The 13,804-nt window shown below is 44.3% G+C and carries 12 protein-coding genes; all 12 read right to left on the bottom strand.

Annotated features, from left to right (window positions below; all coding sequences use genetic code 11):
- Positions 1-179 precede the first annotated feature (179 nt).
- Positions 180-629: a ribosomal protein S18-alanine N-acetyltransferase gene (gene rimI, locus JJE29_07190; protein ID MBK5252399.1), complete on the bottom strand. Its 450-nt coding sequence runs from the start codon at positions 627-629 to the stop codon at positions 180-182.
- Positions 630-635: 6 nt separating this feature from the next.
- The gene (gene tsaB, locus JJE29_07195; protein ID MBK5252400.1) at positions 636-1,343 is read right to left on the bottom strand and encodes a tRNA (adenosine(37)-N6)-threonylcarbamoyltransferase complex dimerization subunit type 1 TsaB; all 708 of its coding nucleotides are present in this window, start codon (positions 1,341-1,343) and stop codon (positions 636-638) included.
- Positions 1,340-1,789, bottom strand: a complete 450-nt coding sequence (tsaE, locus tag JJE29_07200) for a tRNA (adenosine(37)-N6)-threonylcarbamoyltransferase complex ATPase subunit type 1 TsaE (GenBank protein ID MBK5252401.1) — start codon at positions 1,787-1,789, stop codon at positions 1,340-1,342. The genes tsaB and tsaE overlap by 4 nt, the downstream gene beginning before the upstream one ends.
- Positions 1,790-2,130: 341 nt before the next feature.
- Positions 2,131-3,309, bottom strand: a complete 1,179-nt coding sequence (locus JJE29_07205; GenBank protein MBK5252402.1) for an amidohydrolase — start codon at positions 3,307-3,309, stop codon at positions 2,131-2,133.
- 13 nt (positions 3,310-3,322) lie between these two features.
- Entirely contained in the window at positions 3,323-5,623 is a 2,301-nt protein-coding gene (locus tag JJE29_07210) for an RNA-binding transcriptional accessory protein (GenBank protein ID MBK5252403.1), read from the bottom strand.
- Positions 5,624-6,171: 548 nt separating this feature from the next.
- Positions 6,172-7,273 (bottom strand): peptide chain release factor 2 gene (gene prfB, locus JJE29_07215; protein ID MBK5252404.1). Its coding sequence is split into 2 segments (ribosomal slippage): positions 6,172-7,197 and positions 7,199-7,273, totalling 1,101 coding nucleotides; the frame shifts between segments, so codons are not numbered across the junction.
- A gap of 40 nt (positions 7,274-7,313) precedes the next feature.
- The gene (gene secA / locus JJE29_07220) at positions 7,314-10,052 is read right to left on the bottom strand and encodes a preprotein translocase subunit SecA (GenBank protein MBK5252405.1); all 2,739 of its coding nucleotides are present in this window, start codon (positions 10,050-10,052) and stop codon (positions 7,314-7,316) included.
- A gap of 115 nt (positions 10,053-10,167) precedes the next feature.
- A complete protein-coding gene (locus JJE29_07225; protein MBK5252406.1) occupies positions 10,168-10,758 on the bottom strand; it encodes a DUF5317 domain-containing protein in 591 nt (196 codons plus the stop codon).
- Positions 10,740-11,321 (bottom strand): DUF5317 domain-containing protein, encoded by a 582-nt coding sequence (locus JJE29_07230; GenBank protein MBK5252407.1) that lies wholly within the window; start codon positions 11,319-11,321, stop codon positions 10,740-10,742. Before JJE29_07230 ends, JJE29_07225 begins: the two co-directional genes overlap by 19 nt.
- Complete coding sequence (locus JJE29_07235; GenBank protein ID MBK5252408.1) at positions 11,311-12,591, bottom strand: HD-GYP domain-containing protein; 1,281 nt, start codon at positions 12,589-12,591, stop codon at positions 11,311-11,313. The genes JJE29_07230 and JJE29_07235 overlap by 11 nt, the downstream gene beginning before the upstream one ends.
- 322 nt (positions 12,592-12,913) lie before the next feature.
- The gene (locus tag JJE29_07240; protein MBK5252409.1) at positions 12,914-13,546 is read right to left on the bottom strand and encodes a hypothetical protein; all 633 of its coding nucleotides are present in this window, start codon (positions 13,544-13,546) and stop codon (positions 12,914-12,916) included.
- Between the two features lie 164 nt (positions 13,547-13,710).
- Positions 13,711-13,804, bottom strand: a 94-nt coding sequence (locus tag JJE29_07245; protein ID MBK5252410.1) for a sigma 54 modulation/S30EA ribosomal C-terminal domain-containing protein, incomplete at its 5' end; no start/stop codon positions are given.

The following is a 13,804-nucleotide window of genomic DNA, read 5'->3' on the forward strand; positions in this document are numbered from 1 at the left end:
CTTTCTACTTTCTACTTTCTACTTTCTACTTTCTACTTTCTACTTTCTACTTTCTACTTTCTACTTTCTACTTTCTACTTTCTACTTTCTACTTTCCACTTTCTACTTTCTACTTTCTACTTTCTACTTTCTACTTTCTACTTTCTACTTTCTACTTTCTACTTTCTACTTTCTACTTTCTACTTTCCCCCTCTCTTCCACATAATAAGTGCATCCTCTTTGTTGTCCTGATAGTAGCCGGGTCTTATTCCTTCCACAACAAATTCCATCTTTTCGTACAAACTTATTGCAGCGGCATTTCCCTTTCTCACTTCAAGAGTCATGCTAATCGCTCCGCTTTTAGACGCCTCATCAATAAGAAACTGCGCGAGCCTCTCCCCGACACCATTTCCCCTTAACGATTCCTTAACCGCAACATTTGTTATATGAGCCTCGTCAAGAATGAGCCACATTCCCCCATAGCCAATGATTTCACCTTCAGTTTCAGCCACTATATATACAGAAATAGCGTTCCTTAAAACCTCAGACTCAAACGCTTCCCGGGGCCACGGCACCGAAAAAGATTCATGCTCTATAACAAGTATATCGTCAATATCCTCAATTGCCATTTCACGAATTTTAATCTCCATATTCCCTCATTTCTTCTTCATTCGTTCCTCGTACTGCCTCTCGGCCTCAGCCTTCCTCAAATAAACCGGCATAAGTGTGAACGCATTCTCCAAATCTTTTTCATCTATCTTTTTTATTGCCATGCCTGCAACAGCTGCCGCCCTTGGAAAGTTGGCCTGTGGCATAGCCAATATACCGTTTTCTCCTAAAACTTCTTTCATCTGCTCCTTGAACTTGTAAGCGTCTTCCCCTAAAAATAAGATGGGGCAATTCCGGTTCTTTAGAACAAAAAGTAATTCCTTGAAATTATAGACATCTTCATTCAGCACTTCTACAAGCTCTGCTGCCTCCCAACGGAATACCCCGCTGTACACCTGGTTTCTTCTGGCATCTATTATCGGGCAAACAAGCATGTCCGAATATATCCCGTTGTATGCAAGCGCCCTAAGGCTTGACACTGCCGCTATAGGTATGTCTAGCGCCAGCGCCAATCCCTTGGCAGTTGATACGCCAATTCTTATACCCGTGAACGAACCCGGCCCTACTCCAACAGCCAACGCATCTATATCCTTGATTGATATCTCGGTCTTTTCAAGCAACTCGTCAATCATGGGCATCAGCTTTTCGCTATGGTTGAGCTTGGTGCTTACCGTCATCTCTCCGATTATCCTCTTGTCCTTCATGACGGCAACCGATGCCGCTCTGCCCGATGTTTCAAAAGCCAATATGTTCATGCAAACAACCCCTTTAATATCTCTTCGTGGCGCTTTCCCGATGCCGAAAATGAGAATCTCCTGCTGTTTTCATCAAGCCTTGTAATCTCAATCCATAGATGACCGTCCGGAATGAGTTCCCTTACCCGGTCGGCCCATTCCACAAGACATATCCCGTCACCGAAAAAGTATTCCTCGTATCCTATGTCGCACATTTCCTCTATGTCCATAATCCTATACACATCGAAATGGTAGACCTTCGGGGGTCCGTCATATTCATTGATTATTGTATAGGTAGGACTGGTAACATCGTCAGTTACGCCCATTCCAAGCGCCATTGACTTTGTAAAAAAAGTCTTCCCCGCTCCAAGGTCTCCGTTCATGCAGACCATGTCGCCCGGCTCAAGCAATGCACCGAGGCGCTTGCCCAGCTCTTCGGTTTCTTCCAAATTATTCGATACAAACATCTCCAAAATGTCACCCCGTTAATTAAGTGGAAAGTAGTAAGTAGGAAGTAGGAAGTAGGAAGTAGGAAGAAAAAGATTTAAAAACAAAGTACAGGGATACAAAACCCGGTAAGCACCACAAAATTTTTAAGCATCTTTACTTTTCCTTCTTTCGTTCTTCCTGTCCAACTGTCAACTTTCCAACTGTCTTCTTGTGTTATTTTTTCTCTTGCTATTCCATCTTTCGTTCTTCCTGACCAACTGACCAACCGTCTTCTTTTATTACATAATGGACACAAAAATGTCTGTCCCTTTTTAGTCCTTTTTATCTTTTTCTTTTGCTGCCTGCTGCCTGCTGCCCGCTATCTCTTATAAACTATTTCGCCGTCTATCATTGTCCAAAGCACCTCGCTATGGGCATCGAATGGATCCCTGTCCCAAAGCACGAGGTCGGCATCCTTGCCCTCCTCTATGCTTCCAATCCTGTCTCCAACTCCGATTATCTCCGCCGCGTTTATGGTAATGGCCTTCATAGCCTCTTTCCTGTCCATGCCCGCCTTTACGGCAAGGGAAGCGCATAGGGGAAGATATTGTATCGGGATTACCGGATGATCGGTCATTATGGCTATCTTTATCCCCGCATTGGAAAGAATTCCGGGGGTTTTGAATGTAAGATTCTTAAGCTCGAATTTAGACCTTTCCGATAGGCTCGGTCCTACAATCGGAGCGTAATTCTCCCGTTTCAACTGCTCGACAATCAAATGGCCCTCCGTACAATGCTCGATGGTCATATCCAAATCGAACTCCTTGGCGATGCGGATGGCCGTAAGGATGTCGTCCGCCCGATGGGCATGCACCTTTATGGGAATCTTCTTTTCCACAACCTCGACCAATGCCTCCATCTTGAAGTCGAAATCCGGCTTCTCTGCATCCTCGTCGGTTTCAGCCAATTTCTTCTTCTCTACATAATCCTTTGCCTTTATAAAGCTTTCCCTCATCATTGCCGCCGTGGCCATCCTTGTAACCGGAGACTCTTCCCTATCGTTGTAGGTGCGTTTGGGGTTTTCTCCGAGCGCGCATTTCATTGCACATGGAGCCTTGAGGATCATATCGTCTATGCAGACGCCCCAAGTCTTTATCACAGCGAACTGCCCCCCAATGACGTTTGCGCTTCCCGGGCCGGTGGCCGTAGCGGTAATGCCCCCCGCCCTCGCTTCCTCAAAGGTTCTGTCCATCGGATTAATTCCGTCGATGGCCCTCAGGTGCGGGGTAACAGGATCCACGCTCTCGTTTCCGTCCGAGCCCTCAAATCCTATCGAATCCTCCCACATCCCAAGATGCGAATGGGCGTCGATAAATCCCGGATAGAGGTGCTTCCTATGGGCATCGATCACTATGCCCTCAAAATCGGCATTACGATCGTCTATGGCCGAATCCTGCACGATTATCTCTGATATCTTTCCGTCTCTCACCAGAACATGGGCATCCTCCAAAACGCCACGAGCCATAGTATGGACAATTGCATTCTTTATAATCAGCATATATGCCTCCCGTCTATTTCTTGAACCCTTTCATCGAAAGCGACACCCTTTTTCTATCCAAATCGACCGAAATAACCCTGACCTGAACCTCGTCTCCGACCGAAACCACATCCATGGCCTTCTTGATGAACCTGTCGCTAAGCTCCGAGATGTGGACCAATCCGTCGTTCTTGAGGCCAATATCCACAAAAGCGCCGAAATCCGTAACGTTTCTTACCGTTCCAGGAAAAACCATGTCCTCTTTAAGATCCTCTATCTTGACTACATCGCTTCTGAAAAGCGGTTTAACCATTTCGTCCCTCGGGTCTCGCCCCGGTTTTTTGAGTTCTTCAACAATATCCTTAAGCGTCGGGAAACCCATTCCAAGATCCTCAGCAATCTTCTTCAGATGCTTGTCAATCAGATTGTTTCTATCCTTCGATGTCATCTGTTTCGGTTTTTCGAACTTGAAGGATTTAAGGGCATCGAAGCTTGTAAGCGTAGTGCCCTTTTCAGGCATCTTGAGCGCCTCTTTTTCCTTTGGAATCTCGTATGCCAAAATCTTATCGTTAATATCATGAAGCCGCTTGTTTTTAACATCATCGATGGAATATCCCATTATTTCGATAAACCTAAGGGTATCTTCGTAGGACTCGGGATGGACCGATGTGTTGTCTAGAGCGTTTTCCCCGTCGGCAATCCTGAGGAATCCGGCAGCCTGCTCATAGGCCGAAGGCCCTAGCCTCTTAACCTTAAGGAGCTCGCTTCGCTCCATGAATCGTCCGTTTTCCTCCCTTGCCTTCACTATGTTGCCTGCAACCGATTTGCTGAGTCCGGCTATATGCTGCAGAAGCGACGACGAGGCCGTGTTGAGATCCACCCCAACCTTGTTGACCGAATCCTCCACCACGCCGTCAAGCACGCCCCTAAGGCGGGTCTGGTTCACATCGTGCTGGTACTGACCAACCCCTACCGATTTGGGGTCTATCTTCACAAGCTCCGCCAATGGATCCTGGAGCCTTCTTCCTATGGAAATGGCGCCCCGAATGGATACGTTGATGTCGGGATATTCCTCATTTGCCACCTTCGATGCCGAATACACGGATGCTCCCGCCTCATTTACGATGGTATAATACACCTTCCTGTCCATCTCCGAAATCATCTCCGAAACAATAATCTCCGATTCCCTTGAGCCTGTTCCGTTTCCGATGGCTATTATGTTTATTCCATGCTTTTCAATCATTCCCTTAAGAATTTTCTTTGCCTCTTCAACCTTGTTCTGAGGCTTGGTAGGGTAGACCGTCGTGTAGTCGAGAAGCTTGCCCGTTCCGTCGGTCACGGCAATCTTGCAGCCCGTTCGGTATGCCGGGTCAAAGCCCATTACAACCATGTCCTTTATCGGAGCCACCAATAACAGATTCTTGAGGTTCTCCCCGAAAACCTTTATGGCCTGCTCTTCGGCAGCCTCCGTAAGCGCATTCCTGATTTCCCTCTCTATCGACGGCGCTATAAGGCGCTTGTAGCTGTCCTCAACGGCAGATTCTATCAATGGCTTCGAGATGCTTTCATTATTTGAAATCGTTCTGTCCTTGAGCCCTTGCACCACCTCGTCAATCGGCGCCACCAGCTTGACCTTTATGAATTCTTCCTTCTCCGCGCGGTTTATCGCCAAAATCCTGTGGGGAGGCATCTTAACGAGGGGCTCGCTGTAATCGTAGTATAATTCGTAGACCGATTTTTGATCCTTGTCCACGGCCTCAGTCGAAAGGATTCCCTTGTCAAAAGTCAATATTCTTATTTGCTTTCTGTTGTCCGCATCGTCCGAAATTTTTTCGGCAATTATGTCCATGGCACCCTTCAAGGCCTCTTCCGCAGTCTTGACGTCCTTTTCACTGTCGATATATTTTTCGGCCTCTTTGCCCAAATCGCCTTCAATCATTTCCTGGGCAATAATCAAATCGGCCAACGGCTCAAGTCCCTTTGCCATTGCTATTGTAGCCCGCGTTTTTCTCTTTTGGCGGTAAGGCCTATAAAGGTCATCCACCTCGTTGAGTATCTGCGCCGCTTCTATTTTGGCTTTCAGCTCATCGGTGAGTTTACCCTGCTCGTCTATCAGGCGCAAAACCTCTTCCTTCTTCTTGTAAAGACTCCTAAGATATGTGAGCCGATCGTCCAGATCCCTCAGGACCACATCGTCAAGATTCCCGGTCGCTTCCTTCCTGTACCTTGCGATGAAGGGAATAGTATTTCCCTCGTCAATCAGGTTCACCGTGCTTCTAACCTGAGAAACCTTGATTTTAAGTTCTTTTGCCAATTGCTTGATAATTTGTTCCATTTTACACACCCCTAAATTTTATTGATTTATATTCACGAACAAAGCCGCAAACCTCAAATGGTCACACCTTTTATTTTATCATAAAAGAAGAGCAACCGGCTATTGATTCGGTTGCCCTTCTTTACATTCGTCTTGTATTCCACATTACTTTGGCTTTTTAACAGTTTCTTTAGAAGAAGATATTGGGGCTATAGTCTTATTCTTAACATCTTTCTTTTTCTTCTTCTTTTCTTTGTTCTTCGGACTTTTGTCTCCCATGATAACTACCTCCTTTTGATTTGATACCCTAAGTATACTCCATTCCTATTTTTAAACAATCAATTTGCAATAATCTCCCAGCTTTATTAATGCACATTTTAAACAAACCTCAAATACACAATTATGCATCTCGTAATCCCGATTGATTTTCCCCATGGTGTCCGGTCAACGGTTCCAATGAGTCCGGTATAATTCCCCCGTGATTCCGGTATTGGTTTCACCTCAAGATAAAATAAAGCACCAATCCCGGACATATGCGGTCACAATTAAAAAAAAGACGCTGTATGCGTCTATTTTTTTTGCTGAAGATATGTGTTTATGAAGATGTCTATATCTCCGTCAAGAACGGAAGCGATATTTCCAACCTCGGCTCCGGTTCTGTGGTCCTTAACCATTGTGTACGGATGGAAGACGTAGGTTCTTATCTGGCTTCCCCAGGCTATCTGGGAATAGTCTCCCTGTATGTCCTCGATTTTCTCCTTGTGCTCGCTTTTCTGCAGCTCTATGAGTTTTGCCATGAGCATTCGCATTGCTGTGTTCTTATTGTGGTGCTGGGATCTCTCGTTCTGGCACTGCACAACTATGCCCGTGGGAAGATGGGTTATTCTTATAGCGGAATCTGTTTTGTTTACATGCTGTCCACCCGCCCCGGAGGATCTGAATGTGTCTATTTTAAGATCTACAGGGTTTATGTCTATCGCAGCATCGTCGGGGAGCTCCGGCATTACATCCACCGAGGTGAATGATGTGTGCCTCTTGCCCGAGGTATCGAATGGAGACATCCTAATCAGGCGATGTACTCCCTTCTCGGATTTAAGGTATCCGTATGCGTAATCGCCCTTGATTCTTAGGGTAACGGACTTAACTCCGCCTTCCTTATCCGGTATATAGTCAAGCGTTTCAATTTCGTAGCCCTGATTCTCAGCCCAACGCGTGAACATCCTAAGGAGTATTTCCGCCCAGTCCTGTGCGTCAAGGCCCCCTGCTCCGGAATGGATTGACAATATGGCGTTATTTATGTCGTATTCATCGCTGAGAAGCGTTTTTAGCCTTAGCTTTCCAAGGGATTTGGTCAATTGAAGCATTCCCTTTTGAATTTCTTTTTCTACAGAATCGTCATCTTCCTCCACCGCCATCTCCGCAAGAAGCGTAAGCTCTTCCCACTGATTATGGAGGCTTTCGAAGGATTCGATTTTGTCCTTAACCACCTTAAATTCCCTCATTATTCCCTGTGCTTTTTCATGGTCGTCCCAGAAGTCCTGGGCGGTCATGCACTCGTCAATCTCGGCTACTCTCTCTTTCAGGCTGACCAAGTCAAAGGGAAACCCTCAAATCGTCGAAGATTTCTTCCATTTCCCTTAGCTCAGCCATGCTCGCTTCTATAATAAGCATGGTTAACACCTCCAAAATGTCAGATATTTTAGTTTAAAAATCACTTGTCTTTTCCGCAACATTTCTTGTACTTCTTTCCGCTTCCGCAGGGGCATGGATCGTTTCTCCCAACCTTCTTGCCCGATACAAACGGCTTTGCTTTTTCATCGCTGGGGGCGTTAGCAGGCGTGCCTACCCTCATGCCCTGTCTATAGTCCAGGTCGCTGCCCTTCTCATCCTCTATGGTAGTCAGCTGCTTCCTTTGGGTCTTGGTTTCTATAGTTACATGGTACATGTATTTAACCATGTCCTCCTGGATGTTCTTTATCATTTCGTCGAACATGTCGAAGCCTTCCATTTGGTATGCTCTAACAGGATCCTCGTTTCCTATTGCACGAAGGCCTATGCCTTGCTTTAGCTGGTCCATTGCGTCTATGTGGTCAATCCATTTCGAGTCGACAACCCTTAGAAGTATTACTCGCTCCAGATCGCGCATCTTCTCTTTCCCGATTTCCTCTTCCTTCTTGTCGTACATCTCGGTTGCCATGCGCAAAATATCGCCCCTCAAGGTTTCTTTGTCGAGGCTTTCTATGTCCTTATATTCAAGGGCCTCAACCGGCATGAATATAGCCTTAAGTTTTTCAGAAAGTCCCGCCATGTCCCACTCTTCGGGATATTCCGATCCCATGGCAATAACCTCAATGACATCGTCAATGAGCTTCTCTATCATGGAGAAGATGTATTCCTTCAAATCCTCTCCCTGAAGCACCTTGCGACGCTCGGAATAGATTATTTCCCTCTGCCTGTTCATTACATCATCGTACTGCAGAACATGCTTCCTTATTGAAAAGTTCCTTCCCTCTACCTTCTTTTGGGCTCCCTCGATAGACTTTGAAAGAATCGATGCCTCAATCGCGTCGTCGTCGCTCATTCCCAGCTTGTCCACAACGCCCTGAATCCTGTCGCTTCCAAAGAGCCTCATAAGGTCATCCTCAAGAGATATGAAAAATTGAGATGATCCAGCATCTCCCTGACGGCCCGACCGGCCTCTCAGCTGGTTATCTATACGCCTTGACTCGTGGCGCTCCGTTCCCAGTATGTGTAGCCCTCCCGCAGCCTTGACTTTATCGCCCTCTACGTCGGCTTCCGACTTGTATTTTAAAAAGATCTTGTCGTAGATTTTCTTGGCTTCCACGAATTCGTCGTCACTAAATTCTATAACGCCCGTTACTCTGTTTATTATTTCCTCATCATAACCAAGCTTTCTCATTTCCTTCTTTGCCATGAATTCTGCGTTTCCGCCCAGCACTATGTCGGTTCCACGGCCGGCCATGTTGGTAGCAATAGTAACCGCACCGTATCTTCCCGCCTGGGCTACTATTTCAGATTCCCTCTCATGCTGCTTTGCATTGAGAACCTCGTGCTTTATGCCTCTTTTTTTAAGCATTGAGCTTATAAACTCCGATGTCTCTATAGCAATTGTGCCTACCAGCACGGGCTGACCCGTCTCGTGCCTTAGCGTTATCTCCTCAACAGCATTCCTGAACTTGCCAGCTATGGACTTGTATACGGCATCCGGCATGTCATCCCTTAGTATGGGCATATTTGTCGGAACCACTACAACATCCATGTTGTATATCTGCTTGAACTCGTCCTCTTCCGTCTTTGCGGTACCTGTCATTCCCGAAAGCTTGCTGTACATCCTAAAATAGTTCTGAAGGGTTATTGTAGCAAGGGTCTGCGACTCCTTGCGGACCTTCAGCCCTTCCTTGGCCTCTATTGCCTGATGCAAACCGTTTGAGTATCGTCTGCCGAGCATCAGCCTTCCCGTGAACTCGTCGACGATGAGAATTTCCCCGTCCTTGATCACATAATCCTTGTCTTTTTTCATGAGTGTGTATGCCCTTAATGCCTGGTTAATTCGGTGGGAAATCTCCATATTCTCGGGATCGGCAAGATTTTCAATCTTAAAAAACTTCTCGGCCTTCGGTATGCCTTCATCGTCCGTAAGGATTACATTCCTTTCCTTTTCGTCAAAGATGTAGTCCAGCTCGTTTTTAAGGCTCGTAACAAATTTATCTGCAATCATGTATAGTTCCGTCGTTTTGTTTCCCGCTCCGGAAATGATTAGAGGCGTTCTGGCTTCATCTACCAGTATTGAGTCCACCTCATCGACTATGGCAAAATTAAGTTGCTTTTGGACCATGCCCTCTTTATATATGACCATGTTGTCCCTTAGGTAGTCGAATCCAAATTCATTGTTGGTGCCATACACTATGTCGCATAAATATGCCTCGTTTTTTTCTTTGTCATCCAGCCCATGCACCAAGCACCCTACCGTAAGTCCCAGGAACTCGTAGATTCTTCCCATCCACTCCTTGTCCCTTGAAGCCAAATAATCATTCACCGTTACAACATGCACGCCCTTGCCCTCAATCGCGTTAAGGTAAGCAGCAAGCGTAGCAGCTAGGGTCTTGCCCTCTCCTGTTTTCATCTCGGCAATTCGGCCTTGATGAAGCACTATGCCGCCCAAAATCTGAACCGGAAAATGGCGCATGCCAACTGTTCTGACCGCCGCTTCTCTCACAACTGCAAAGGCCTCCGGAAGTAAATCGTCCAAAGTTTCCCCTTTTTCTATTCTATTTCGGAATTCATTTGTTTTTTCCTTTAGGCTTTCATCGTCGAGGGATTTTATCTGCGGTTCGAAAGCCTCCACCTTCTCGACTATTTTCATCACTTTCTTTACTTCTTTATCGTTCATACTTCCTAAAATCATGTTCATGAGTCCCAATAGGCCCATCTCCTTTCCATAACTTTTAATAGTATATCACTTCTTGTTGTTTCATTCAAAAAACCGCCCAAAGGGCGGTCTAAAATATATATTTAAGTCTTGAATCGAGAAACGAAATCCGGCATCATTTACCCTTGTATCTCGGTGTAACCATGCGGCTTGTAGAAAAGCGGTATTTCTTGACCATTTCGCCTCTCAAATAGAATATGATTCCAAGCGACATCAAGAGGTCTCCTACGCTGATTAGCTTTGCCAACGGATAAGGCTTAGGCAGTACAATCAGCTTTCCTAAAAAGCGCGACCAAGAATCCAGGCTCTCTATGGAAATATAGTTTATTATTTCTCCTGATTCAATCCCATTTATCATGTTTTCCAAACCCGCTATTCTGAGGCCTTCCATATAAATAGGCATCTTGAAGTGATTCATCATTATTGTGACAATGTTAAGACCGGCTCCTATGGCTATTATCCAGAAACCCTTCTTGTCTAAATTCCAAAGCAAAACCCCAAACATCATGAGCAGCGAAATGAAATATATATGCGATCCGAAGTCTTCAAAGAATGGGCTGTCTACAGAAAACATGGGAGATATTCCCAAAAAGAATGCAAGCAATATTATATACCATCCGCGGATACGGGTTATTCCAATATTTGTTATCCTGCCATTTTGAACTATGCCTATTATTATTCCCAATATCACACTTTCAACAAACACCTATTTTCCTCCTTTTTTGTACTGTAAATAAATAAAAAAACTCCTGCTGAGATCACAATATCTCCTATGCTTATTGTCTTAGGAAAAGGATATGGCGAAGAAATGTTGATTACATCCCCAAGCATTGCCAAATTGGTAGTTTCATCATCCAGCAGCGTGTGCCCCGCTATCAATCCATTCTCCAATTGCTCCACCCCAAGGGCATACCCTTCTGATAATGCCGTGCTCGTGTCCACCGGCATCATTCCGTCGTTGGAAGCGATTACGGCAAAATTAAGCATTATCCCCAAGATTATCAAGGCAAAGACCCTTTTACGCAGATTGAAATAGCAAAATATCACCAGCATTGTATATACCATTATTTGAATAACCAGGTAATACTCATTCATAAAAAGACGCAATCCCATAAGATTTCGACTAACAATTATTCCACATGCAAATTCAAGCAGGAATGCCGCAATTGGCAAATACAAATATCTCACATTCATGTATCTCAAAAAGCGCATGTTCCCATTTTTAACAGTCGCTGCAAAAAGTCCTAGAACAACCGATTCACCCAACATTCAAGAACCTCTCCTTGGACTTGGGATTTTCAACAATACTCCTGAATGCCTCAACCACCTTCGGTACAAATTGCTTCCCTGCTTCGTCAAGAATAATCTCTATCGCCTTCTCGCTGTCGGCCGCTTTTCTATAGGGGCGGTCCGTAGTCACTGCATCGAATGTATCCGCTATGGACAATATTGCATCCTCAATTGATATTTCATCTCCCGAAAGCCCATCCGGATATCCCTTTCCGTCATATCTCTCGTGATGATGCAAAATTATTTGAGATACTTCCCTAAGGAACCTTACTTCATCGAGTATGTTTGCTCCTATCCTGGGATGTGTCTTAATGGATTCATGCTCATCTGCCGTCAATTTTCCCGGTTTGTTCAATATGTAGTCCCTTATCCCTATCTTACCTATGTCATGCAGCGTTGCCGCTATCTTTATATTCTCCAGCCGCCATGGTGCAAGATTCATTTCATGCGCTATGTCCATGGCATAATGAGCGACGCGTCGCGAATGTCCGTTGGTATATTGGTCCTTTGCGTCTACAGAATTCGATAAAGCCTTTATCGTCTCGAGATAAACATTTTTCATTTCGAGATACAAGATAAACGAATATCTTGCAAGAAGAAGTGGTCCATAGAACATGAGAAGCGCAAATGCGCCGTAATATTTATAGGATATTGCCATCAAAACTCCAAGAGGAGCAATTGCAATAAAATTCTTAGCTACCCAAAAGTTCCGCTTCAACAGATTGAGAACAGTAGTATCCTCAACTAACGAAAACAGAATCATGTATATTAATGTATTGGCGAAGATATATATTGCTATGGCAAGAACAATACCTACAACACTAAAACTTCCAATTGTTATTCCGGGAAAAACCGCATTGCCGTATTCGTAGCTGTAGCTCGCAAGCAAGGCGCTTATAGCATACGCCGATCCGTTGAAAAACCTCTTCTGAAATGAAGTATTGAAAATATGGTAGCTAACTCCATCAATTTTTTCAATCCTTAGTATGGTCCCAATCGCTATTACCATGGGCACGACAAGCGGGTCGAAAAGCAACATAGAAGCCAGTCCAATAGCAAACCCAAGAGATATGAATGTAGACTTGTCTATAATTATAGGCATAGACTCGGTAAGAATCGCCAAAAATACAAAAAACAGCAATTCAAACCATATACCCGCTTCTATAATGTGGATTGCGCTGAAAATCAATATTACAAAACCCACAAAGCTGACTAGGATTGTGTATGCATTAAGTTTCATATCTTTCATTATACTCTCCCTACAACTAATTCTGCTGTTTATAAAATAGATTACATTGCAATATTTGCATCTCTGATTTTTACATATATAATAACGAACCGGTATTTAACTACTTAGTTAATTGCTTCGTTGTTATCTCCAGCCCCAATGAGCTCCGCCTGCCAACACGAGTGAAAGCAGTGACATGAATAATACCATTAATCTTTTCACAGTATAGCCTCCTTTTTCAAGTATGCTCTGTTATGCTCCGCTAACTTGAACAGGCTATATCGCTACGCTTATGTAAAAAGAAACTTTAAATAATAAATTACACCGGTTCGTCACTATCAAATTAATTGCAATTACCAACTTTTCTGTTAATTGCATCGAGTACGGCTTTTACCACACTCCTCTTTTCGTCCGATTGCACAACCGACGTGCCCGAAAGAAATATTTCCTGCATCGGTCCCATTTGACTGATTCCCACTACATAAATATCTTCCTCAACCAATCTAATCTTGCGTATGCCCTCAAGCACGAATCTGCTTTCCATCTTAACAATGTCGTTTATGCAATCCAGGGTTGCTTCAGCCAAAAGCCTCTGCAATACTCTTTGCGTATTGTATCCGGAAGCCCTGCTTTCATAAACATCTCCCCTGTCCCAAAGCTCGACAACAACTTCAATCTTGTTTCCTTCGGAGCTGATACCTACCCTCTTGATTTTTGGGCGCGAATTCTTTACCAAGTCGTGTTGCAAATCTACTTGAGCAACAGATATCTTTTTATGATCCAACTCCATATCAAAACCAGCCATGACAGCGGACTGTACATCCCTTGATATTTGCTTGGGATTTCTCGAATCATCCGCCAACACATGCACCTCTGAAATCTTTCCGTCATCAACTATAACCTTACATGAAATCACATTATTCAAACTGTTTATCGTTTTTTCTATATTGGCCGTATCAATTCCCAATACCGTCATAATTCCACCTCTGCTACAGCATATTTTCAATTAATTCCTTAAGTCTTATTTGGCGACTACTTAGTTTAATTCTACACTAAATACATATAATCCTCTTGTTTTTTTTAAAATTGTTCAAAAAAAAAGAAACTTGATGCCTAAGTATCAAGTTTCTTTAAATTCAGCTAATATATAGTCGGCTCAATCAAGCCGTAATTACCGTCATTTCGTTTATACACTACATTAACCTCATCGCTTTCCGAATTCGCAAACACAAAG

It is taken from the genome of Peptostreptococcaceae bacterium, assembly GCA_016649995.1.
Classification (GTDB): Bacteria; Bacillota; Clostridia; order Peptostreptococcales; family BM714; genus BM714.

What these genes read in the sequence shown, in the direction of transcription:
- JJE29_07205 (MBK5252402.1), bottom strand. Translation starts at nt 3,309, where the DNA reads ATGCTGATTATAAAGAATGCAATTGTCCATACTATGGCTCGTGGCGTT.
- tsaB (MBK5252400.1), bottom strand. Translation starts at nt 1,343, where the DNA reads ATGAACATATTGGCTTTTGAAACATCGGGCAGAGCGGCATCGGTTGCC.
- JJE29_07235 (MBK5252408.1), bottom strand. Translation starts at nt 12,591, where the DNA reads ATGAAAGATATGAAACTTAATGCATACACAATCCTAGTCAGCTTTGTG.
- rimI (MBK5252399.1), bottom strand. Translation starts at nt 629, where the DNA reads ATGGAGATTAAAATTCGTGAAATGGCAATTGAGGATATTGACGATATA.
- tsaE (MBK5252401.1), bottom strand. Translation starts at nt 1,789, where the DNA reads ATGTTTGTATCGAATAATTTGGAAGAAACCGAAGAGCTGGGCAAGCGC.
- secA (MBK5252405.1), bottom strand. Translation starts at nt 10,052, where the DNA reads ATGGGCCTATTGGGACTCATGAACATGATTTTAGGAAGTATGAACGAT.
- JJE29_07240 (MBK5252409.1), bottom strand. Translation starts at nt 13,546, where the DNA reads ATGACGGTATTGGGAATTGATACGGCCAATATAGAAAAAACGATAAAC.
- JJE29_07210 (MBK5252403.1), bottom strand. Translation starts at nt 5,623, where the DNA reads ATGGAACAAATTATCAAGCAATTGGCAAAAGAACTTAAAATCAAGGTT.
- JJE29_07230 (MBK5252407.1), bottom strand. Translation starts at nt 11,321, where the DNA reads ATGTTGGGTGAATCGGTTGTTCTAGGACTTTTTGCAGCGACTGTTAAA.